Annotated in this window: 21 protein-coding genes and 1 pseudogene; 8 read left to right on the top strand and 14 right to left on the bottom strand. The window is 59.8% G+C overall.

All coding sequences use genetic code 11. The annotated features are described in order from the left end of the window. Position 1 precedes the first annotated feature (1 nt). The 4 genes from phnU to phnR form a co-directional block, all read right to left on the bottom strand. Positions 2-862: a 2-aminoethylphosphonate ABC transporter permease subunit gene (gene phnU / locus ACKLKD_RS20590; RefSeq protein ID WP_025713853.1), complete on the bottom strand. Its 861-nt coding sequence runs from the start codon at positions 860-862 to the stop codon at positions 2-4. Continuing rightward, positions 862-1974, bottom strand: a complete 1113-nt coding sequence (phnT, locus tag ACKLKD_RS20585) for a 2-aminoethylphosphonate ABC transport system ATP-binding subunit PhnT (RefSeq protein ID WP_080897995.1) — start codon at positions 1972-1974, stop codon at positions 862-864. Before phnT ends, phnU begins: the two co-directional genes overlap by 1 nt. A gap of 5 nt (positions 1975-1979) precedes the next feature. Then, the gene (phnS, locus tag ACKLKD_RS20580) at positions 1980-2993 is read right to left on the bottom strand and encodes a 2-aminoethylphosphonate ABC transporter substrate-binding protein (RefSeq protein ID WP_025713851.1); all 1014 of its coding nucleotides are present in this window, start codon (positions 2991-2993) and stop codon (positions 1980-1982) included. 178 nt (positions 2994-3171) lie between these two features. Next, positions 3172-3891 (bottom strand): phosphonate utilization transcriptional regulator PhnR, encoded by a 720-nt coding sequence (phnR, locus tag ACKLKD_RS20575; protein WP_025713850.1) that lies wholly within the window; start codon positions 3889-3891, stop codon positions 3172-3174. Between the two features lie 141 nt (positions 3892-4032). On the opposite strand from phnR, the gene phnW reads away from it, so the two are divergent. Beyond that, complete coding sequence (gene phnW, locus ACKLKD_RS20570) at positions 4033-5136, top strand: 2-aminoethylphosphonate--pyruvate transaminase (RefSeq protein WP_025713849.1); 1104 nt, start codon at positions 4033-4035, stop codon at positions 5134-5136. Between the two features lie 9 nt (positions 5137-5145). Further along, positions 5146-5955 carry a phosphonoacetaldehyde hydrolase gene (gene phnX, locus ACKLKD_RS20565; protein ID WP_025713848.1) on the top strand — a complete coding sequence of 270 codons (810 nt, stop codon included), beginning with the start codon at positions 5146-5148 and terminating at the stop codon, positions 5953-5955. Here the strand turns inward: phnX and nepI are convergent. The 3 genes from nepI to ACKLKD_RS20550 all read right to left on the bottom strand — a co-directional run bounded on the left by nepI (position 5952) and on the right by ACKLKD_RS20550 (position 8455). Beyond that, on the bottom strand, positions 5952-7145 hold the full coding sequence (gene nepI / locus ACKLKD_RS20560) for a purine ribonucleoside efflux pump NepI (RefSeq protein ID WP_025713847.1): 1194 nt from the start codon (positions 7143-7145) through the stop codon (positions 5952-5954). The two genes, phnX and nepI, sit on opposite strands and share 4 nt — an antisense overlap. A gap of 230 nt (positions 7146-7375) precedes the next feature. Next, positions 7376-7900 (bottom strand): hypothetical protein, encoded by a 525-nt coding sequence (locus ACKLKD_RS20555; RefSeq protein WP_016162009.1) that lies wholly within the window; start codon positions 7898-7900, stop codon positions 7376-7378. Positions 7901-8002: 102 nt separating this feature from the next. After that, on the bottom strand, positions 8003-8455 hold the full coding sequence (locus ACKLKD_RS20550; RefSeq protein ID WP_025713845.1) for a DUF1198 family protein: 453 nt from the start codon (positions 8453-8455) through the stop codon (positions 8003-8005). 105 nt (positions 8456-8560) lie between these two features. Here ACKLKD_RS20550 and ACKLKD_RS20545 point away from each other — a divergent pair, with 105 nt between their 5' ends. Next, positions 8561-9466: a LysR family transcriptional regulator gene (locus ACKLKD_RS20545; RefSeq protein ID WP_022064559.1), complete on the top strand. Its 906-nt coding sequence runs from the start codon at positions 8561-8563 to the stop codon at positions 9464-9466. 47 nt (positions 9467-9513) lie between these two features. Here the strand turns inward: ACKLKD_RS20545 and uhpT are convergent, their stop codons facing one another. The 7 genes from uhpT to ivbL form a co-directional block, all read right to left on the bottom strand. Next, a complete protein-coding gene (gene uhpT, locus ACKLKD_RS20540) occupies positions 9514-10905 on the bottom strand; it encodes a hexose-6-phosphate:phosphate antiporter (RefSeq protein ID WP_025713844.1) in 1392 nt (463 codons plus the stop codon). A gap of 145 nt (positions 10906-11050) precedes the next feature. After that, a complete protein-coding gene (locus tag ACKLKD_RS20535; RefSeq protein WP_025713842.1) occupies positions 11051-12379 on the bottom strand; it encodes an MFS transporter in 1329 nt (442 codons plus the stop codon). A gap of 11 nt (positions 12380-12390) precedes the next feature. Continuing rightward, positions 12391-13872, bottom strand: coding sequence for a signal transduction histidine-protein kinase/phosphatase UhpB (gene uhpB / locus ACKLKD_RS20530; RefSeq protein WP_165931846.1), 1482 nt, complete (start codon positions 13870-13872; stop codon positions 12391-12393). 17 nt (positions 13873-13889) lie between these two features. Next, complete coding sequence (gene uhpA / locus ACKLKD_RS20525; protein WP_015369064.1) at positions 13890-14483, bottom strand: transcriptional regulator UhpA; 594 nt, start codon at positions 14481-14483, stop codon at positions 13890-13892. A 152-nt stretch (positions 14484-14635) separates the two neighbouring features. Next, positions 14636-14923 (bottom strand): acetolactate synthase small subunit, encoded by a 288-nt coding sequence (ilvN, locus tag ACKLKD_RS20520; protein ID WP_002923283.1) that lies wholly within the window; start codon positions 14921-14923, stop codon positions 14636-14638. Between the two features lie 3 nt (positions 14924-14926). Beyond that, positions 14927-16615, bottom strand: coding sequence for an acetolactate synthase large subunit (ilvB, locus tag ACKLKD_RS20515; protein ID WP_080897997.1), 1689 nt, complete (start codon positions 16613-16615; stop codon positions 14927-14929). A 104-nt stretch (positions 16616-16719) separates the two neighbouring features. Continuing rightward, entirely contained in the window at positions 16720-16815 is a 96-nt protein-coding gene (gene ivbL, locus ACKLKD_RS20510; RefSeq protein ID WP_002923286.1) for an ilvB operon leader peptide IvbL, read from the bottom strand. A gap of 12 nt (positions 16816-16827) precedes the next feature. On the opposite strand from ivbL, the pseudogene ACKLKD_RS20505 reads away from it, so the two are divergent. From ACKLKD_RS20505 to emrD, 5 genes and pseudogenes are all read left to right on the top strand, one after another. Then, positions 16828-16987: pseudogene (locus ACKLKD_RS20505) on the top strand (hypothetical protein). A gap of 461 nt (positions 16988-17448) precedes the next feature. Next, on the top strand, positions 17449-17568 hold the full coding sequence (gene tisB / locus ACKLKD_RS20500) for a type I toxin-antitoxin system toxin TisB (RefSeq protein ID WP_004145059.1): 120 nt from the start codon (positions 17449-17451) through the stop codon (positions 17566-17568). Between the two features lie 90 nt (positions 17569-17658). Next, positions 17659-18105, top strand: a complete 447-nt coding sequence (locus ACKLKD_RS20495; protein WP_025713839.1) for a GNAT family N-acetyltransferase — start codon at positions 17659-17661, stop codon at positions 18103-18105. Between the two features lie 67 nt (positions 18106-18172). After that, positions 18173-19006, top strand: coding sequence for a DMT family transporter (locus ACKLKD_RS20490; protein ID WP_080897998.1), 834 nt, complete (start codon positions 18173-18175; stop codon positions 19004-19006). Positions 19007-19181: 175 nt separating this feature from the next. Further along, complete coding sequence (emrD, locus tag ACKLKD_RS20485; RefSeq protein ID WP_004181587.1) at positions 19182-20366, top strand: multidrug efflux MFS transporter EmrD; 1185 nt, start codon at positions 19182-19184, stop codon at positions 20364-20366. The last annotated feature ends 31 nt before the right edge of the window (positions 20367-20397 follow it).

The following is a 20397-nucleotide window of genomic DNA, read 5'->3' as shown; positions in this document are numbered from 1 at the left end:
GTTAACTCCTTACGCCAGTGCGCGCCGCCGCCAGCCGATAGAGCATAAACAGCCCCAGCGACAGCAGAATATTAATCAGCGCAATCATGCAGGCCACGCTGTAATCCGACTCCAGAATCGCCTTGCTATAGACCATCATCGGCAGGGTATTAACCCCTTTGGCGCCAATAAACAGCACGATGCCAAACTCGTTAGTGGTCAACAGCAGGCACAGGCTGCCCCCCGCCATCAGCGCCGGTAGCGCCGCCGGGAAGATAACCTGGGTAATCACCCGTAACGGGTGAGCGCCGAGAATACTCGCCGCTTCCAGCTGGCTCTTATCTATCTGCCGCAGTCCGGCCATCAGCGGGCGCATCACCAGCGGCGTAAAGACGGTGATCTCCGCCAGGATCACGCCGTTTATTGAATAGAGAAAGTCCACCGGCGGCAGTTCAAAAGCAAACAGCGTCATCAGGGTGCCGTTGAGCAGCCCCGCCGAGCCGTAAATAAAGGTGAACGCGAGAGTAATCAGGAAGGTCGGCAGCGCAATAAAAGTATCAATGACCCGGCTCACCAGTTGGCTGCCGGGAAACGGAATAAACACCAGAATCAGCGCCAGCACGCTGCCGAGTATCAGGCAGCCAAGGGTAGCGAACACCGCAATCTGTAAGGTATTGAGCAGCGCGCCAATAAAGCGTTTTGAGTCAATCACCTGCCAGAAGGTCTCGAGGCTCAGGTTGCCGCTGGCGTCGCGCAGCGCCTGTTCGGCGATCAGCAGTAGCGGATAGAAAAACAGCGTCGTCAGCACCAGCAGCGGCAATGCCAGCCACAGGTAAGGGCGTAGGTTTCGCGCCGGACGCGCGAGCGTGAGGGTCTGCGTCATCATGGCACCTCGATCAGAACCGCATCGCCAGGTTCGAAGTAGAGCGCCAGCTTGTCCCCCGCGCGCGGCAGTGGGTTGACGTGGGTCATGACGATCCGCACCGCTTCGCCCGCGACGTCACACAGCAGATGCGTCAGATCGCCCTGCCAGTGTATCGAGGTCAGGGTGGCGTTGAGACGATTACTCATCGCTGAACGCGGCGCCAGGCTCATGTGCTGCGGGCGAATGCATAACAGCTTGTTGTTGCCATGCAGGCCGCCCCGGCTGAAGGCGTTAATCAGGCCGCCGCCGCAGCTCACGCTAACCAGCCCCGGCTCGGTGCTGTCCTTCAGCGCCGTCGCCTGCAGGATATTGGCGCGGCCAAGGAATTCGGCGCTAAAGCGGTTCGGCGGATAGTGGTACAGCTCGTGCGTTTCACCGTGGGCAATCAGCGAACCGTCTTTCATGATGCCGATTTTGTCCGCCAGGGTCAGCGCTTCGGTCTGATCGTGGGTGACGTAGAGAATGGTCAGTTCCGGCAGTTCGCGATGCAGACGGGCAATCTCTTCCACCATGTTATGACGAATTTGCGCATCCAGCGCCGACAGCGGTTCATCAAGCAACAGTACCCGAGGACGCACGGCAATCGCGCGGGCTATCGCGACGCGCTGCTGCTGGCCACCGGAAAGCTGATGCGGGTAGCGGGTGGCGTAATCCGCCATACCGACGATTTTTAAGGCTTCAGCCACCCGCTCGGCAATAAGCCCCCTGGGCTGCTTTTGCGCCCGCAGGCCGAAGGCGACGTTATCTTCCACCTTCATATGCGGAAACAGCGCGTAGTTCTGCACCACCATCGCCAGCCCGCGTTGATACGGCGGCAGCTGGGTGACGTCAGTATCGCCGATCAGGATCCGACCGCCAGCCGGTTGCACAAAACCGGCGATCGCCCGCAGCACCGTGGTTTTCCCGGAACCGGAAGGGCCTATCAGCGCCAGCACCTCACCGGGTTCAATGGTCAATGACAGCGGTTTTAAGACCACGTTGCCGTGGTATGAAACGCGCAGCGAGTCCAGGGTGATCCCGGAAGTCCCCGCCAGCGACGGGGAAGAAGTGACGGTGGTTTTCATCAACATCAGGCTTACTCGCTATCGGTCACTTGGTGCCAGCGGGCAATGTCAGCCGACAGCGATACCGCGACATCATCCCAGTTCGGCTCCCAGCGCTTCACGCCGTCGAGCGCCGCTTTCGCCGCCTTAAAGTTAGCGTCCTCTGGCGCCACGTCGCTGCGTACCGGCAGGCCCCAGGAGCGCGCGCTGACGCTGGATTGCGCCGGTTTATCCAGCAGGAAATTGATCAGCTTCTTGCCGTTTTCGCTGTTCGGCCCGTTCTGCACCAGCCCGATAGTGTAGGGCAGCGCCAGCGCGCTGCGCTCGCCTTTGTCATCCGCCGGCCAGAAAATTTTAACGTTCGGGTTACGCGCCATCTGCGACAGGTTCATCTGCAGATCGCCATTGGCGACGTACAGCTCGCCTTTGTTGACCAGCGCCGTCAGCTTGCCGGTCGAGGCCGACGGGCCGACATTATTGGCCTGTAGCTTACTCAGATACGCAAAACCGGCGTCTTTATCGCCGAGGCTGTGGAACGCCTGCAGCATCACCGCGGTACCGTCGCCCGCCTGCCCCGGCGTGGAGTACTGCAACTTGTTCTTGTAGCGGCTATCCAGCAGATCCTGCCAGCTGGCCGGCGCGCTTTTCAGCAACTGGCCGTTATAGATGAAGGTCAGATAGTTGTTCACCAGCGGCGCGTAACGGTCGTTAGCGCCGGGGATCTGCGCGCTACCTTGCGGGGTAAAGGTGGCCAGCAATTGCTCTTTCGCGGCGCGCTGGATAAACGGCGGCACCGTGACCAGCACGTCAGCCTGCGGATTGGTGCGCTCCTTCGCCAGACGTTCCACAATCGCGCCGGAGCCGCCTTCCACATACTGCACTTTGATGCCCGTCGCTTTGGTGAAGGCGGCGAACTGGCTCTGATACCAGCTGTTATCGCCATCATGCAGGCCATCGGCGGAATAAACCGTGACGACGCCGTCCGCCCAAACCGGAGAGCTGGTCAGCGCGAACAGGGACAGCAGAGCAAGTCGGGAGAGTTTCATCGTTTAAGCCTCATCGGATGGTCAGTTATTCTGGTGTAGACCAGATTTGCCTTCACGCTACCGGGGGTTTATGACAAAACGATGAAAGAAGTGTGTCGGAAGAGTTAAAACGAGGGGAAGTGCGTAGCCCCGGTACGCGCTAGCGCCCCGGGGAGATCAAAAAATTTAACCAATAAAATCAATGGGTATCGACTTCGATCCGCAGGCTGTCATGCCGCCAGTATTCAATATCGTAATCGAGAATACGCCCGTGCTGATCGTAATTCAGCCGGCGCAACAGCAGCGCCGGGCGCCCTTCCATCACCCCCAACGCCTCTGCGGCCTGCGGCGGCATTGAGGTGGGATAAAACGATAGATGCATACTGGTATAGATCAGGTCGTACTGAGTTTGATAAATCTCGGTCAGACTGCCGTTGAGATCGTGGCGCAGCAGCTCAGGCACCCGCGCGGGCAGACAGTGGTTTTCGCAGTAGCACACCGGCCGGCCGTCGGCATAGCGCAGACGCGTCAGCAGGTAAACCTGATCGAAGGGCTGCAGCGCCAGCGGCGCCATCACGTCCAACGGCACGGCGGTTAAGCACCCTTCAAGCAGCACCGTTTTCGGTTCGCGCCCCTGCTCGAGACACAGCTTGTGGAAGTTGGTGTTCTGCGTCGGATCCAGCCATAGACGCTCCGGCGTCACGAACCAGCCGCGGCGGTCGGCGCGGTAAATCACGCCGCTGGCCTCCAGCTGCGCCAGGCTCTCACGCACCGTAATCCGGGTCGTGTTGAACAGCGCGCACAGCTCGCGCTCGGAAGGCAGCTTGTCGCCGCTTTTGAGGGCGCCGTTTTGAATACGCGCCTGCAGCTGCGCCTTAATCATCAGGTATTGCGGCATCTCGCCAGAGGGTGATTTCATGTTTACTCACTGCCACTTTTCGTGCGCTCATTATACATAGCCAGATGAATTTTTTGTTGCAGCGCCACATTTCCTTTGACCCTGCCCCGGCTTTGTCTCCATGATAAATGCAAATCTGGTATAGACCAAATGGTGAGACAAATGACTTCACGGAACTACCTGCTGCTGACCCCCGGCCCGTTAACCACCTCCCGTACGGTGAAAGAGGCGATGTTGTTCGATAGCTGCACCTGGGATGATGATTACAATCTCGGCGTGGTACAGACCATTCGCCAGCAGCTGGTGCAGTTGGCTACCCCGGCCGACGGTTACACGGCGGTGCTGCTGCAGGGTAGCGGCAGCTACGCGGTCGAAGCGGTACTCGGCAGCGTCATCGGCGAACAGGGCAAAGTGTTGATCGTCAGCAATGGCGCCTATGGCGCGCGTATGATTGAGATGGCGCAGCTGATGGGCATCGCCTGCCACCCTTACGACTGCGGCGAAGTCGCACGCCCTGATGCGGCGGCGATCGAACAGATCCTGCAGAACGACCCGGCGATCACCCATATCGCGATGGTACATAGCGAAACCACCACCGGCATGCTGAATCCGATCGAAGAGGTGGCCGAACTGGCGAAACGGTACGATAAACGCTATATCGTCGATGCGATGAGCAGCTTTGGCGGCATTCCGTTGGATATCGCCGCGCTGAATATTGATTACCTGATAAGCTCCGCCAACAAATGCATTCAGGGCGTGCCGGGCTTTGCCTTCGTGATTGCCCGCGAAGCGGAGCTGGCCGCCTGCAAAGGCCGTTCGCGCTCGCTGTCTCTGGATCTGTACGCCCAGTGGCGCTGCATGGAAGATAACCACGGTAAGTGGCGTTTCACCTCGCCGACCCATACCGTGCTGGCCTTCGCCCAGGCGCTGAAAGAGCTGGCGCAGGAGGGCGGCGTCAGCGCCCGCCATCGGCGCTACCGCAACAACCAGCGCCGGCTGGTCGCCGGAATGCGCGCGCTCGGCTTCCGGCCGCTGCTCGACGATAGCCTGCACTCGCCGATTATTACCGCCTTTTATTCACCGGATGCGCCGCAGTACCGCTTTCACACCTTCTACCAGAAGCTGAAAGATCAGGGCTTCGTTATCTATCCGGGAAAAGTATCGCAAAGCGACTGCTTCCGCATCGGCAACATTGGCGAAGTCTACGATGCCGATATCACCGCCCTGCTGGCGGCTATCGACAACGCCATGTACTGGAAACAATAAGGAACCGCCATGAACCGTATTAGCGCACTGATCCTTGACTGGGCAGGCACCACCGTAGACTTCGGCTCTTTCGCCCCGACGCAAATTTTCGTCGAGGCCTTCCGCCAGGCCTTCGATATTGAGATCACCCTTGAAGAGGCCCGCGTGCCAATGGGGCTTGGCAAGTGGCAGCACATTGAGGCGCTGGGCAAACTCCCTGCTGTCGATAGCCGCTGGCAGGCCAAATTTGGCCGCGCGATGACGGCCGCCGATATCGATGCGATCTATGCCGCGTTTATGCCGCTGCAAATCGCTAAGGTTGTCGATTTTTCTGCACCGATTGCCGGCGTTGTCGACACCCTCGCCGCGCTGCGCGCCGAGGGTCTGAAGATTGGCTCCTGCTCGGGTTATCCGCGCCCGGTGATGGAAAAGCTGGTACCGGCCGCCGCCGCCCAGGGCTACGCCCCGGACCACTGGGTCGCCACCGATGATCTTGCCGTCGGCGGTCGTCCGGGCCCGTGGATGGCGCTGCAGAACGTGATTACCCTGGGCATAGACGATGTGGCCCACTGCGTGAAGGTCGACGACGCCGCACCGGGCATCAGCGAAGGGTTACATGCCGGGATGTGGAGCGTCGGCCTGGCGGTGTCCGGTAACGAATTCGGCGCTACCTGGGAGGAGTACCAGGCGATGTCGAAAGAGGAAATCGCCACCCGCCGCGAGCGGGCGGCAGGCAAACTGTATGCCGCCGGGGCTCACTATGTGGTTGATACCCTGGCGGACCTGCCGGAAGTGATTGCCGACATCAACGCCCGGCTGGCAAAAGGCGAACGGCCTTAAGCGGGTGAATTCACCTTCACTTTGGCCGCTACCAGCAGGCCGGTAAACAGCATTAATATTCCTGACAACACCAGCGGCGACAGCAGCCCTAAGTGGTCGAGCGCAACGCCGCCGACCGCGGCGCCGCAGGTGTTGGCCAGCTGGATCACCGCCACCTGAATCGACCCGGCTTTTTCCGCCTGATCGGAGAGCGAACGGGTGATCCACGTTGACCACCCCACCGGGATCAGCGCAAACGCGAAGCCCCAGATAATCGCCACCGTTGAGGCGACGATTTTGCTTTCTCCCCACAGTACCAGCGCCGCCGCGCAGGCGGTCAGCACCAGCGGCGCAATCGCCAGCGCCGCTTTGACCGAGCGCTTCAGCACCACCGAGGAGAGCGAGGTGCCGATAAAGCTGGCGATACCAAAGCTCAGCAGCACCAGCGTCAGGCCGTCGACGTCAAAACCGGCGAGGGTCATGTAAACCGGGCGAATATAGGTAAAGAAGGCGAACTGTCCGGCAAAGGCCATGAAAATGGCGCACATCCCGGCCATCACCCCCGGACGCTTCAGCAGACCAAACATATTTTGCTGCTGAGCCGCCGATTCACCGGGCAGCGACGGCAGCGCTTTCAGCACCCAGAGCGTACACAGCACGCCCATCACCGCCGCGCCGTTAAAGACGTTGCGCCAGCCGATAAGCCCGCCAAGGAAACTGCCCAATGGGGCGGCGATCACCAGCGCGATTGATACCGCGCCGAAGATAATCGACAGCGCTTTCGGCACCACGCGCATCGGCACCAGCCGCATGGTCAGCGAGGCCGACATCGCCCAGAAACCGCCGAGCGCCAGGCCCAGACAGGCGCGCCCCAGCAGCAGCAGGGTGAAGCTATCGGCAAACGATACCAGCAGGCAGGAAAGGGTCAGCAGCAGCGAAAACAGGATCACCACGTAGCGGCGATCGGTTTTGCCGATAACCGTGGTGATAAACAGGCTGGAGAACATCGCGACGAATGCCGTCGTCGTCACCGACTGCCCGGCCATCCCTTCGGAGATGCCTAAATCCAGCGCCATCGGCGTCAGCAGACTGACCGGTAGAAATTCGACGGTAATCAGGCAGGCAACGCAGAAAGCAACCGCGAAAACCGCCGACCAGTTTGGTCGCGCCAGCTCGCGTGCATGGGGTTTGGCTTCATTTGAATGACTCATGAGTGACCTGCGAAGAAAGTGGCTGAAAGCCGCGCAGTGTAACATTTTGTTTGTGACGAATTTAACGTTTTCACAACTCTCATCGCTTTTCACGGCATGATACAAAGGGATAGCCTGAGAATATAGCCTTCGCCATTCTGCCGGATGGCGCTTACGCTTATCCGGCCTACAAGTGACGAGTGCGGAAACCGTAGGCCGGATAAGGCGCAGCCGCCATCCGGCACTCGGATTTACTCACCGCGAGCCGATTTCACCAGCCCGCAGATCCACTCCTGGTGACCGTTAATCATCGGATTGGGCAAGGTACGCGCCAACTCCTGCGCCGGAACGCCTTTTTGCGACTCCTGGGTGAGGATACGTACGCGCCCGCCGGGCAAATCTTCAAATAGCCACGCGTGGATCACATCAAGACGCGTCGTTGCATCCCCTTCCGCCCAGCCGTGCCAGGCTACGCGCGCCGCCTGCCCGGCAGCGGGAGGTACATACTCTGTAATCTGCGCCTCAATCGGGAAGCCGAAGGTGCTGAAGCGGAAACGGGCGTTGGCGCTGAGGGTCGGGCCGCTGCCGTCATGGAAATGGATATCGGCAACGTTGCTGTAATAGCCCGGCCACAGCGTGGTGTCATCGAGCTGCGCCCATATCTGAGCTGCCGTCAGGCCGCTAACGATAATTTCATTAGAGGCAAAATTGTCGGTCGTACCTGGCAGATACTCTTCCGGCCAGACGATGGCGCTTTGCAGCAGGGGCTGTTTCATGATTAACCTCGTGAACGATTGTTTTAACGAGGTTAATCATGCGTCGGTGAGTGATATAAATCGAATCATCATCCTTGATAATACACATAAGAAATTATGATATCAGTGCAGCCAGTGCACGCCGTCTTCCGGCAGAAACAGCGCGTTATAACGCTGCTGTAGGTTATGCAAATCGCTTGCATCCGGATCCAGGTCGCGCAGAAACCCTTGCGCAAGACGAATTTGCGCGTCGGTAATCGGCGCCGCTAAACGCGCTTTTTGCATCAGGCGATACCAGTAATGCAGGTTTTTTTCGCTGGCATCGACGATAGCGGTCTGCCAGATCAGCAGTACCTGTGCGGCGTTCTGCAGATGCGCTTCATTCGGCCGCTCCAGGTAGCGCAAATACTCATTACCGGCGGTTTTTCCCAGCTGATCGATCATCGATTCCAGCGGAACAGGCGTAATGCCAAGGCGTTCGCTCAGGCGACGAATCGCGCGGCGTGAATCAGAGGTAAGCACCCGAAATCCCACAACAAATACCACTACCAGGGTGGCCAGTCCTATCCAGATCATGCATCCTCTCATCCAATCGCAGCCTCACTATCATAATGGGAATTTGCCTGCTGTCGACTACCGGGCATACCATAATGTGACTTATCGCGTTTGCGGATAGCTATCATGAAATCTGATATCAGAAACCTCGATCTCAACCTGCTGAAAGCCCTGGATGCGCTGCTCGATGAGCGCAGCGTCACCCGGGCGGCAGCGCGGCTGGCGCTCACCCAGCCGGCGGTCAGCGGCATGCTCACCCGCCTGCGCGACGCCTTTAATGACCCGCTGTTTATCCGCGCCCCACACGGTATGGTGCCGACACTGCGCGCTCAGGCGCTGGCGGCTCCGGTAAAGCAGCTGCTGATCGATGCTGAAACCCTGTTGCAACCCGCCATCTTCGAGCCGCTGGAAGCCAATTTTACCTGGACCATCGCCGCGACGGATTATGCGTTGAAAGCAGTGATCGTGCCATTTATCGCCGCGCTGAAGCCACTGGCGCCGGGTATCCGCGTGCGCATCATTCCCGAATCACCGGCCACGCTGCTGGCACAGTCCGAACGTGGTGAAGTAGATATTGCGCTATTGACGCCCCACGATACGCCGCCGGCGCTGCACAGCCGGGCGCTGTATCAGGAAGACTATGTCTGTCTGATGCGCGAAGACCATCCGCAGGCCAGCCAGCCGCTGACGCTCGACCGCTTCTGTGCGCTGGAACATGTGCTGGTTTCATGGCAGGGCGATAGCTTTCGCGGCGTGACCGACGACGCGCTGGCGGCGCTTGGTCGAACCCGGCGGGTGGGATTGTCGGTGAGCAGTTTCCTGGTGTTGCCGGAAATACTGGCGGTGAGCGACATGATCGCCGTGGTACCGCGCCGACTGGCGAAAAGAGCCAGCGGCATGAAAATAGCCCCACCGCCGCTGACGATCCCGGGTTTCACCAAAAGCATGGCCTGGCACGAGCGTAACCATCATGACCCGGCGCAGCAGTGGCTGCGGGAGCTACTCCTGCAATCCAGCCAGCAAGAACAATAAAAAAGCCCGGCGCGAAGGCCGGGCAAGGTTACCAAATACCTGGTGAATCAGGCAGTCTGCAAAATACGGTTCTTTTTCTCGCGGCGAATTTTACGCTCTTCGAAGATAGCCACGATGGCCATCAGGCAGATACAGCCGATGGCGGCGGCGTCCAGCGCCGCAAAGGTGCCGGCCCAGCCGGTCAGGCCGAAGACCGGCGTGCCGTCGGCGATCATCCCGAGACCCAGCTTGGCGAAGCTATCGCCGATCAGATAGGCGAAGGTGCCCTTGATTCCATCGGCGGCGCCGATCGCTTTTTTCGGCACGAAGCCGACGGCGGCGACGCCGATCAACAGCTGCGGACCAAACACCAGGAAGCCCAGCGCAAACAGTGAGGCCAGATAGACATACTGGTTGCTGGCGTGTTGATAAACCCCGAGGGTGGCGATAATCAGCGCCAACGCGACGCAGGCTACCAGCGCGCGGCGGCCATTGGCCAGATCCGACAGCCAGCCCCACAGCAGCGTGCCAACCAGCGCGCCGACTTCAAACAGAGTAAAGCCCTGAATCGCCACCTCTTTAGACAGCTTCAGCTCCTGGAAGGCATAGACGGTGGACCACTGATCGATGCCGATACGTACCACGTAGAGGAAAATGTTGGAGAAGCACAGCAGCCAAATCACTTTGTTTTTCAGCACGTACTCGACAAAGATTTGCCATTTGGTCATCGCGTTCTCTTCGGTCTCTTTGTCCTCTTCGCTGATCGCTTCGCCAAACAGCTCCTCCGCCGTGCCGAGTCCATAGGCTTCCGGAGAGTCGCTACCAAACCGCAGGCCGATAAAGCCCACAATCAGCGCGATAATCGACGGGAAGATAAACATACCGATGACGTGACCATCGAACAGGTAGTTGGCGCCAAGCAGCGCTACGCCCGCCGCGCCTGCGCCGCCGAGGTTATGAGAAATATTCCAGAACCCAAGGAAGGTGCCGCGTTTGCGGCGCGGCGTCCACTTGGTGATAGTCGAGTAGCTGCACGAGCCGCCGGTGCTCTGGAAGAAACCGCTCAGCGCATAGAAGGCGATCATCAGGAACAGGCTGGTTGAACCCGCCCCCATACTGGCGCTAAAGCCCAGCATACAGATGGCGGAGAGGATCAGCATAAACGGCAGGAACTGCTTGGTGTTTTTACCGTCGGCATAATAAGAGACCAGCGTCTTGCCCACGCCGTAGGTGATGGAAAAGCCCAGGCCAATCATCCCCAGCTGCGTCATGCTCAACCCGTAGGTGGAGATCATGTCGTTCTGCGCGATGTTAAAGTTCTTGCGGATCAGATACATGGTCAGGTAGCCGATGAAGACCACCAGGTAGGACTGCATGAAAGGTTTGAACCACATTTTGCGCCGCACGTCGAGCGGCAGATCCAGGGTCGGCTTGCGCACCTGATTCAGAAAGGCCAGCATGGGTATCTCCTGAGCTGATTTTTTATGCCTGCGTCATAACCAGGCATTGTAAAAACCAGCGCGCCGTCTGGCCTGAGACGGCGTCCAGGTGAAACCGGGAAAATTTCTTAGTTTTGCCCCGTTCGCGGCGAAAGGGTGAGCTACATCACGCTTCGCTGGCGGTACGCGGCGCCTGCGCGTTTAAAAACGGCAGCAGCAGCAGCGCGGAAATGCCGGCGGCAATCGCAATCACCACGAAGAATCCGGTCCAGTGCCAGATATCCATCACCTGCGCCAGCGGCCAGCCGGAAAGCGAGGCGCCAAGATAAGCGAACAGGCCGACAAACCCGGTCGCCGCCCCGGCGGCTTCTTTATGCGAACATTCCGCCGCCGCCATGCCGATCAGCATCTGCGGGCCGAAAACGAAGAACCCGGTGGTGAAGAAGCAGGCCGCCTGCATGACATAGCTGGCGAAAGGCATCAGCCACAGCCCGCCAACCGACAGCAAAATTCCGGCGGCGAAAATCAGGTTCATCGGCCCGCGATTGCCGTTAAACAGTTTATCCGAGCCCCATCCCGCCACCAGCGCGCCGATAAAACCGCCCAGCTCAAACATGGTCACCGCCGAGTTAGCGGTCACCAGATCGACGCCGAGCGTCTCCGACATATACAGATTACCCCAGTCGTTAATCGCCGCCCGCACCACGTACACCAGCACATAGCACAGCGACAGCAGCCAGATGTAGGGATTGGCCAGCACGTAGCGGGTCAGGATCTCTTTACGCGTCAGCCCGGCGCCTTCCTGCTGCTGGGCGATTTCCAGCGCATCGTGACGCCAGTCGCCTACGGCGGGTAACCCCACCGCCTGCGGGCGATCGCGCAGCCGCCAGCACAGATACAGTCCGGCGAGGATCGCCAGACAGCCGGCAATCATCATCCCCGCGCGCCAGCCGTAGTGCAGCGCCGCCGCCCCCACGACCATCGGGATCAGCGCGCCGCCGACGTTATGCGCGGTATTCCACAGCGCCCACCAGCCGCCGCGTTCGGTCCGCGAATACCAGGCCGTCAGCAGCCGGGCGCACACCGGCGAGCCCCAGCCCTGGAAGAAGGCATTCAGCGCCCACAGCAGCGCGAAAGCCCACAGCGAGGTGGAAAAACCAAACAGGATATTCACCACCCCGGTAGCGATAAGCCCCAGCCCCATAAAATAGCGGGCGTCGGAGCGGTCGCTGACGATACCGGAGAAAAATTTCGACAGTCCGTAAGTGATGTAAAACAGCGTGGCCAGCAGGCCGATATCGCTGCGGGTCAGCACATTGCTGGCCAGAATTTCCGGAACCGCGGCATTAAAGCTTTTGCGGGTGAAATAAAACAGCGCATAACCCAGCCAGATAGTGAGCAGAATATGTCGACGCCAGTAACGATAACGCTCGTCCAGCTCGCGTTTATCGCTAATCGGCGCGGCGTCCGGCGGCGCTTTTAAAAAGGCAAACATCGGCGCTCCTCTCAGACGTAACGCAGCGGTAGATTGACGCACACCCGGGTACCGTGGGTGCAGGAGATAGTTAACGTACCGCCCAGCGCGGTCACACGCTCGCGCATGCCGGTCAGGCCGAACCCCTGCAGATTCGAGCCCGGCGGCAGGCCGCAGCCGTCATCCTCCAGCACCAGCATCAATCGCCCATCCTGCTGCCAGCCCTGGAGGGTGACGGCGCTGGCGCTGGCGTGCTTGACGATATTATTCAGCCCCTCCTGGCAAACGCGAAACAGCGTCACGCGCTGGTTTTCGCTCAGCCCCGCCTCGTTAATCCGCCATTCAAGGTGGCTGACGATGCCGCGGTCTTCCAGTTCCATTTCGCGCATCAACGAACGTATCGCCTGTTCAAGCGGCAGATCGTCAAGCTGGCGCGGACGCAGACGACCCAGCAGTCTTCGCACGGAGTCGTAAACCCCCAGCGACAGTTGTTCTATCAGCTGGCCGCTCTGCCGTACGCTACCGTTGTGTGGCGCCAGACGCTGCACGATCCCCGCCTGGGTGCGAATTGCCGTGATAGTCTGGCCAATATCATCGTGCAGCTCGCGCGCCACGTCGCGCCGCACGCTCTCTTCCGTTTCCAGCAGGCGTTCCGCCAGCCGCCGATTACGCGCCAGCTCGTTCTGTAGCGACAGGTTAAGCTCGCGCAATCGCTGGATCCCTGCTCCCAGCAGCAGTCCGGTCAGGCTCTGGGCCAGCAGTGAAAGCAATAAATCAACCGGGTGATCGTGCCAGGTCTGGCTGGCAATCAGCGCGATGGCGTTCATCAGGGTGGCGATCAGCGCCCCCTGCCAGCCATAGTGCCAGGCGAGAGCGATAATCGGCAGCGCCAGACAAAAAGGGGTAAAGCGGGAGAGTTCGGCGGGCAACCCGAGCTGTAGCCACAGGCTGACGGTAAAGAGCAGCAGGTACCAGATCAGATGCCGGCCGCGCCAGTTAACCGGCTGCGACACCAGCGACGGTCCCAGCGGCCGCCAGACGGTGCTGGTAAGATAGTGCCAGATAACCAGGCAGGTCGGCGCCAGGGTCAGGCCGCCGGTCAGGGTCAACAACAGCGCGGTCAATCCTTCGCTCCCTTGCGCCAACCACGGCAGCGATTGCAGCAGCGAGGCGGCGATCAGCGCCCCGCCCTGGCGCAACAATGTCAGCCAGTCGCGCTGATGGCGATAGCGTGAAATCAACGCTACCGGCAGCAGGGTCAGCAGACTTCCGGTCATCAATATTATCGGGTGCGCCAGCGCCACTTCCTGCGCCAGCCAAAAGATAAGCAGCCACTCGGCGCCCAGCAGCACCGGCCAGTAGCCACGCTGGCACTGCAGCATCAGCCCTAAACGCAGGCCAAAGGGAAACAGCAGCACCGCCAGGTCCGCGCGTTCCACCAGATGCAGACTGATGCTCCACAGGCAGAACCAGGCGGCTGAGAAGATAAAGGCGCAGCCGATCACCGACAGCAAGCGCGAAACGACGGTGTTCATTGCCAGCTATCGAACATGCGGCGCGCCAGCTCAACGTCGTTACTGACGCCCAGTTTTTCCAGCAGGTTGGCGCGGTGAACGTGAACGGTTTTCGGCGACAGGCCGAGCTCGGCGGCGATCTCTTTCACCGCCATCCCCTGCGCCAGCTTTTCCGCCACCTGGCGTTCGCGTTTGGTGAGCGGATCCTGGCGCCCGGCGGCCAGCTTCATGGCGATATCCGGCGTGAGATAACAACCGCCCGCCGCCACCGTGCGCACTGCGGCAATCAGTTCATCCGGACTGCAGCGTTTCGACAGGAAGCCGCGCGCGCCGGCGTTCAGCGCCTGCTCGATCAGCGCCGGGCTGTCGTGTACCGACAGCATGATGGTCGCCATCCCCTTCGGCAGCTGGCTTAGCAGCTCCAGCCCGGAAATATCCGGCATTGAGATATCGCAGATACAGACCTGCACGCCGCGCCCCGGTAGCCCCGCCAGCGCCTCGCGGCCGCAGCCGAATTCAGCGACAACCTGAAAATCAGCTTCCAGCCCCAGCAGCTGAGCAAAACCGGAGCGGACAATCAAATGATCGTCAATAAGGGCGATGGTAGTCATGGTGTTTCCTGGTGCCTGAAAGCGCCGGATGGCGGCGTAAACGCCTTATCCGGCCTACGGATCCACTCCCTGTAGGCCGGATCAGCGCAGCGCCATCCGGCAAAGGCGCTTACCTTAACCATAAGCACCTTACCGTTCAAGCCTTGCGCGATTCACTCGAAGAACACCGCAATTTTGTTAAACATGGTGGGATCGGACTGGTTGCGCGCCACTTTAGTGACATCTTCCAGCTTTTCAATCTGGCTAATCATCTGCCCGAGACGCTGATCGTCGTTTACCAGCAGCCAGATGCGGCTGTGTTCGCTGCCCTGAATCGGCAGACAGAGAATGCCTTCGACGTTAAACGCCCGGCGGGCAAATAGCCCGCAGACGTGGGTCATGACGCCGGGGTGGTTGCGGACGGTGAGTTCCAGAATGACGTTATCACATTGTTTTTGCATGGCTTATTCCCCCACCATCTCAGTATTGGCCGCACCCGGCGGTACCATCGGATACACTTTCTGCTGCGCGTCGATGCGCACGTGGATCAGCGCCGGCCCCGGACGGTCAATGATCGCCTGCAGCGCCGCCTGCGGATCGGCTTCGTTATTTAAATCACAGGTTTGCAGACCAAAACCGGCAGCGATCTGCATAAAGTTAATCATCCCCGGATAGGTGGCGGCAAAAACGCCCTGCTGATAGAACAGGCTCTGCTGCTGATGCACCAGCCCCAGCGCTTCGTTGTTCAGCAGGATAATTTTTACATCCAGCTGATTTTCAGCGGCGGTGGCCATCTCCTGAATATTCATCATCAGGCTGCCGTCGCCGGAGAAGCAGATAACCTTGCGCTGCGGATTCGCCAGCGCCGCGCCGATGGCCGCCGGCAGGCCGAAGCCCATGGTACCGAGACCGCCGGAAGTCAGCCACTGGTGCGGACGGTTGAGCGGATAGGCCTGCGCCGTCCACATCTGATGCTGGCCAACGTCGGTGGTGATAATCGCCTCGTCGTCAACGCAGGCGGCCACGGCGTTAATCAGGCCGTAATGGGAGAGCGGGTCGCTTTCCTGCGGAATGGCGCAGGGGAATTCTCTTTGTAAATCAGCCACCAGCTGGCGCCACTCAGCACGCGGCTGCGCCTCAATCTGCGGAATAAGCTGGGCCAAGACCTCCGCCACATCGCCCTGAATCGCTACGTGCGGTTGCTTAATTTTGCCAAGCTCCGAGCGGTCGATATCGACGTGAATAATCTTCGCGTTCGGGCAGAACTGCTCGGTCTTGCCAATCGCCCGGTCATCAAAACGCGCGCCTAAAACAATCAGTAAATCAGCCTCTTGCAGAATAAAGTTAGTGCTGCGCGCGCCGTGCATCCCCAGCATCCCCAGCGACAACGGATGCGCCTTCGGCAGCATACCCAGCGCCATTAAGGTCATGGTGGTCGGCAGGTTGGCTTTTTCCGCCAGCTCACGGATCGGCTGCGGCGCGTTAATCACGCCGCCGCCCAGATACAGTACCGGGCGTTTCGCCGCGTTGATCATTGCCGCCGCTTCACGCACGCTTTCAGGCGCGCATGCCGGTGCCGGGGCGCACTCGCCAGGCTCAGGCAGCGTTTCCAGTTCAATCGTCGCCGACTGTACGTCCTTAGGAATATCTATCCACACCGGCCCGGGGCGCCCGGACTGGGCAATACGGAAGGCGTCGCTAATCACCTGCGGCAGCTCGGCGATATCGCGCACCAGGTAGTTATGCTTAGTGATGGGGATAGAGATGCCGTAGGTATCGACTTCCTGGAAGGCGTCGGTGCCGATCATTGAGGCCGGAACCTGCCCGGTGATGCAGACCAGCGGAATAGAATCGAGGCGGGCATCGGCGATGGCGGTAATCAGGTTGGTGGCGCCAGGGCCGCTACAGGCCATACAGACTGCGGGTTTACCTTCGGTACGCGCCATCCCCTGAGCGATAAAACCCGCCCCCTGCTCGTGGCGCGCCAGGATGTGGCGGATCTGCGTGCTTTGGCTCAAGGCATCATAGATAGGCAGAATGGAGCCGCCCGGAATGCCGCTGACCATAGTGATACCCTGGCGTTCCAGTAAATGAACAACCAGCTGCGCGCCGGTAAAGCGCATTGTGTTTGATGTGGTGCCCGAACTTGCCATGCTCCAGTCCTTTTCTTCTGGGCCGACTTTACCGGGGGGCTCGCCAACAAAAAACCCCGCTCGGTTTGCGCCGGCGGGGTTTGGAATTCGTGTTGTTCCGGACCCTACGGCGCATTGCCGACGACGACCACCACAGACACGACGACCACCGCGGCAGGCGCGGTTTTTAGTAGGGTCGAAGCGATCAGGGTTGCGTTCATTAGGGACCTGTTGTGTCAATAAATAAGCTGAATTTATACAAACACAGGTTTTACGTTTTCACAATGGATTTATTTTCATCCACGAAAATTTGCGCGAAAGATCACAATTCGCCGCAAAAAGGGCTGAAAACAAAAAACCCCGCCGGAGCGAGGTTTTGATCAGCATGTTTAAGGTTGGTAGCCGCAAGCACACTGTATTACGTCAACGCCAAAAGTATACGCGATCGCTGCAGTTCGCGCAATTTAAGGCCGGTTTTTCTCTGTCATAGAGTATGGGTGAGAGAGGCGCATTTGTCCAAAAAATACTGTTCATCCATACAGTATTTATCTATACTGGGTGTGTTCACTTTGTGCCATTCGGGGGCCGCAAGTTTGACCGGCGCAACGAAGTCCTGGCTGAAACGGGTGGTGCCGTCAGTGCCTTAACCCCGAGAGAGCACACTGTGTTACGTCAACAACGTGCAGTGTCTGGCCCGCGCGGCAACGCGTGGTTCTGCGCTGCGCACCCCTGTCGTTGCAGGCGGCGGGCCGGGAAGCCGTCCATGGAAAGGACGAACTATCGGCCAGGGCAGACGCCGCCTGCGGCAGCCAGGGATAAGCTGGCAACGGGCAGCGGAAAGGTACGTCAGCTTATTGTGCTCCTTAACCACAGGAGACGCGCGTATGGGCGGAATGGATATTATTATTTTAATCCTGAAACTCATGGTTGCTGTGTTGCAACTACTTGATGCAGTCCTGAAACAGTTCCGCTGATTCAGGTTCAAGTCGCACCTGAGGGGGGCGGGAAACCGCCCCCCTGCAGGCGCCCGCCGGGCGTCCCGGGATGACTTGATGGAGGAAGCTATGCCACCGCTATTAATTGCCGCCACGACGCCGGATGCCCCGGGGTTCGGGGCATTGCGCACTGAAAGTGTCGAACAGCATTTCAACATGCTGCGCCGCCTGGCGGAAAACTGGCAGAGCGGCAAAAACCGCTTTAACGCGCCGGGCGAAGCCCTGCTGGGCGCTTTCGTGAACCACCAGCTGGTAGGGGTATGCGGCATCAATAGCGATCCCTTCAGTCCGCAGCCGCGGGTCGGGCGTATTCGTCATCTCTACATCAGCGAACGCTACCGCCGCCGGGGCATCGGCCAGCAGCTGCTGGTCTCGGTCATTACCCACTCCAGCGCCTGGTTCGACTTTCTCAACACCCATGCCCCGGCGCAGGCCTGGCCCTTTTATGAAAGGCTTGGCTTTCGCCCGGTGTACGATGAACCGCGGGTCACACATCGCCTGTTTTGTTCACTTTAGCCGCCTCTGGCAGGCGGCATGGGCGCGTGTTACAGTCCGGTGACCTTCACTGTTGAACCTGTCTGCGATGACCCTCACCGTATTCTGCATTTTGCTGTTCGCCGCCCTGCTGCACGCCAGCTGGAACGCGATTGTCAAAGCCAGCGGCGATAAAATGTACGCGGCGATCGGCGTCAGCGGCTCGGCCTCGCTGATCGCCCTGGTGATGCTGCCCTTTGCCCCGCAGCCCACGCTTGCCAGCGCCCCCTATCTGCTGGCGTCGTGCGCGTTACAGGTGGTGTATACGGTGCTGGTGGCGAAGACCTATCAGGTGTCGGATATGAGCCAGACCTATCCGCTAATGCGCGGCACCGCGCCGCTGCTGGTGGCGGCGATAAGCGTGCTGTTCCTCGGCGATCGCCTGTCGCCTCTGGCCTGGCTGGGCATCGGCGTGATCTGCCTGGCGATTCTGGCGATGGCCTTCAACGGCCGCGCCAGCTCCCGCAAAGGCATCGTGCTGGCACTGATCAACGCCTGCTTCATCGCCGGCTATACGCTGGTGGACGGCACCGGCGTCCGGCTGGCGGGCTCTGCGCTCGGCTATACCCTGTGGACCTTTTTTATGAACGGCTTCTGCCTGCTGTGCTGGGCCATGGTGGCGCGGCGGCGTGAGGCCAGTCGTTATTTACGCCAGCACTGGAAAAAGGGCATCCTCGGCGGTGTCGGCACCATGGGCTCCTACGGCCTGGCGCTATGGGCGATGACCCAGGCCCCGCTGGCGGTGGTCGCCGCCCTACGCGAAACCTCCATTCTGTTCGGCGCGCTGATCGCCTTTATCGTCCTGAAAGAGCAACTGATGCCGCTGCGCATCGTGGCCGCCTGCGGAATCGCCGCCGGGGCGATCCTCCTGCGCCTGGCGTAGCGTGAATTGGCAACATTAGTTGCCGTTCCTGTTTACATAATCTGCCTGCCCCTCTCTCAACAATCGGTACTATGCAGTTGTTCTGTCATTTTTATATGGTAGATTCCTCCATCGTTTTCGGGATGTGCCAGTCACATATTCTTTATTTCTCTTTACTCTCAAAGTATTCATCGACATGAAACGGCATAAGAACTTCAATTTGTTGTTGATGCTGGTACTGCTGGTGGCCGTCGGCCAGATGGCGCAGACCATTTATATTCCGGCCATCGCCGACATGGCGGTCGCGCTGAACGTCCGCGAAGGGGCAGTACAAAGCGTGATGGCGGCTTACCTGCTGACCTACGGCATTTCGCAGCTGTTTTACGGCCCGCTCTCCGACCGCGTCGGTCGCCGACCGGTGATCCTCGTTGGGATGTCGATTTTTATGCTGGCGACGCTGGTAGCTATCACCACCCATAGCCTGCCGGTGCTGATCGCCGCCAGCGCCATGCAGGGGATGGGCACCGGGGTCGGCGGCGTGATGGCGCGCACCCTGCCCCGCGATCTGTACGAAGGCGCTCAGCTGCGTCATGCCAATAGCCTGTTAAATATGGGTATTCTGGTCAGCCCGCTGATAGCGCCGCTGCTCGGCGGCATCCTCGACACCCTGTGGAGCTGGCGCGCCTGTTACGCCTTCCTGCTGGTCCTGTGCGCTGGCGTGACCTTCAGTATGGCGAAGTGGATGCCGGAAACGCGGCCGGAGGGCGCACCGCGCACCAAACTTCTGGCCAGCTATAAAACCCTGTTCGGCACCGGCGCCTTTAACTGTTACCTGTTAATGCTGATCGGCGGTCTGGCAGGGATCGCGGTATTCGAAGCCTGCTCCGGGGTGCTGATGGGCGCGGTGCTCGGCCTGAGCAGCATGGCGGTGAGTATTTTGTTCATTCTGCCAATCCCGGCGGCCTTCTTCGGCGCCTGGTTTGCCGGCCGCCCGAACAAGCGTTTCCCGACGCTGATGTGGCAGTCGGTTATCTGCTGCCTGCTGGCGGGTTTGATGATGTGGATCCCGGGGCTGCTGGGCATCATGACCGTCTGGACCCTGCTGGTGCCTGCAGCGCTGTTCTTCTTCGGCGCCGGAATGTTGTTCCCGCTGGCCACCAGCGGCGCAATGGAGCCATTCCCGTTCCTCGCCGGTACCGCCGGGGCGCTGGTTGGCGGCTTGCAGAATATCGGCTCCGGTGTGCTGGCCTGGCTGTCGGCGATGATGCCGCAAACCGGTCAGGGTAGTCTCGGTCTGCTGATGATGCTGATGGGCCTGTTGATTCTGCTGTGCTGGCTGCCGCTGGCCTCGCGCTTCACCCACCATCAGCAGCCGGTATAAGCGCCGCTGGCGCTCCCCGGATAGCGGCTGA

The organism is Klebsiella sp. 10982 (assembly GCF_048589245.1).
Lineage (GTDB): Bacteria > Pseudomonadota > Gammaproteobacteria > Enterobacterales > Enterobacteriaceae > Klebsiella > Klebsiella quasivariicola.
This window is presented reverse-complemented; position numbering and strand designations above follow the sequence as displayed.

Bases quoted from the DNA above. Each gene is read 5' to 3' on its own strand.
- phnU (WP_025713853.1), bottom strand. From the start codon at position 862: ATGACGCAGACCCTCACGCTCGCGCGTCCGGCGCGAAACCTACGCCCT.
- phnT (WP_080897995.1), bottom strand. From the start codon at position 1,974: ATGTTGATGAAAACCACCGTCACTTCTTCCCCGTCGCTGGCGGGGACT.
- phnS (WP_025713851.1), bottom strand. From the start codon at position 2,993: ATGAAACTCTCCCGACTTGCTCTGCTGTCCCTGTTCGCGCTGACCAGC.
- phnR (WP_025713850.1), bottom strand. From the start codon at position 3,891: ATGAAATCACCCTCTGGCGAGATGCCGCAATACCTGATGATTAAGGCG.
- phnW (WP_025713849.1), top strand. From the start codon at position 4,033: ATGACTTCACGGAACTACCTGCTGCTGACCCCCGGCCCGTTAACCACC.
- phnX (WP_025713848.1), top strand. From the start codon at position 5,146: ATGAACCGTATTAGCGCACTGATCCTTGACTGGGCAGGCACCACCGTA.
- nepI (WP_025713847.1), bottom strand. From the start codon at position 7,145: ATGAGTCATTCAAATGAAGCCAAACCCCATGCACGCGAGCTGGCGCGA.
- ACKLKD_RS20555 (WP_016162009.1), bottom strand. From the start codon at position 7,900: ATGAAACAGCCCCTGCTGCAAAGCGCCATCGTCTGGCCGGAAGAGTAT.
- ACKLKD_RS20550 (WP_025713845.1), bottom strand. From the start codon at position 8,455: ATGATCTGGATAGGACTGGCCACCCTGGTAGTGGTATTTGTTGTGGGA.
- ACKLKD_RS20545 (WP_022064559.1), top strand. From the start codon at position 8,561: ATGAAATCTGATATCAGAAACCTCGATCTCAACCTGCTGAAAGCCCTG.
- uhpT (WP_025713844.1), bottom strand. From the start codon at position 10,905: ATGCTGGCCTTTCTGAATCAGGTGCGCAAGCCGACCCTGGATCTGCCG.
- ACKLKD_RS20535 (WP_025713842.1), bottom strand. From the start codon at position 12,379: ATGTTTGCCTTTTTAAAAGCGCCGCCGGACGCCGCGCCGATTAGCGAT.
- uhpA (WP_015369064.1), bottom strand. From the start codon at position 14,483: ATGACTACCATCGCCCTTATTGACGATCATTTGATTGTCCGCTCCGGT.
- ilvN (WP_002923283.1), bottom strand. From the start codon at position 14,923: ATGCAAAAACAATGTGATAACGTCATTCTGGAACTCACCGTCCGCAAC.
- ilvB (WP_080897997.1), bottom strand. From the start codon at position 16,615: ATGGCAAGTTCGGGCACCACATCAAACACAATGCGCTTTACCGGCGCG.
- ivbL (WP_002923286.1), bottom strand. From the start codon at position 16,815: ATGAACGCAACCCTGATCGCTTCGACCCTACTAAAAACCGCGCCTGCC.
- ACKLKD_RS20495 (WP_025713839.1), top strand. From the start codon at position 17,659: ATGCCACCGCTATTAATTGCCGCCACGACGCCGGATGCCCCGGGGTTC.
- ACKLKD_RS20490 (WP_080897998.1), top strand. From the start codon at position 18,173: ATGACCCTCACCGTATTCTGCATTTTGCTGTTCGCCGCCCTGCTGCAC.
- emrD (WP_004181587.1), top strand. From the start codon at position 19,182: ATGAAACGGCATAAGAACTTCAATTTGTTGTTGATGCTGGTACTGCTG.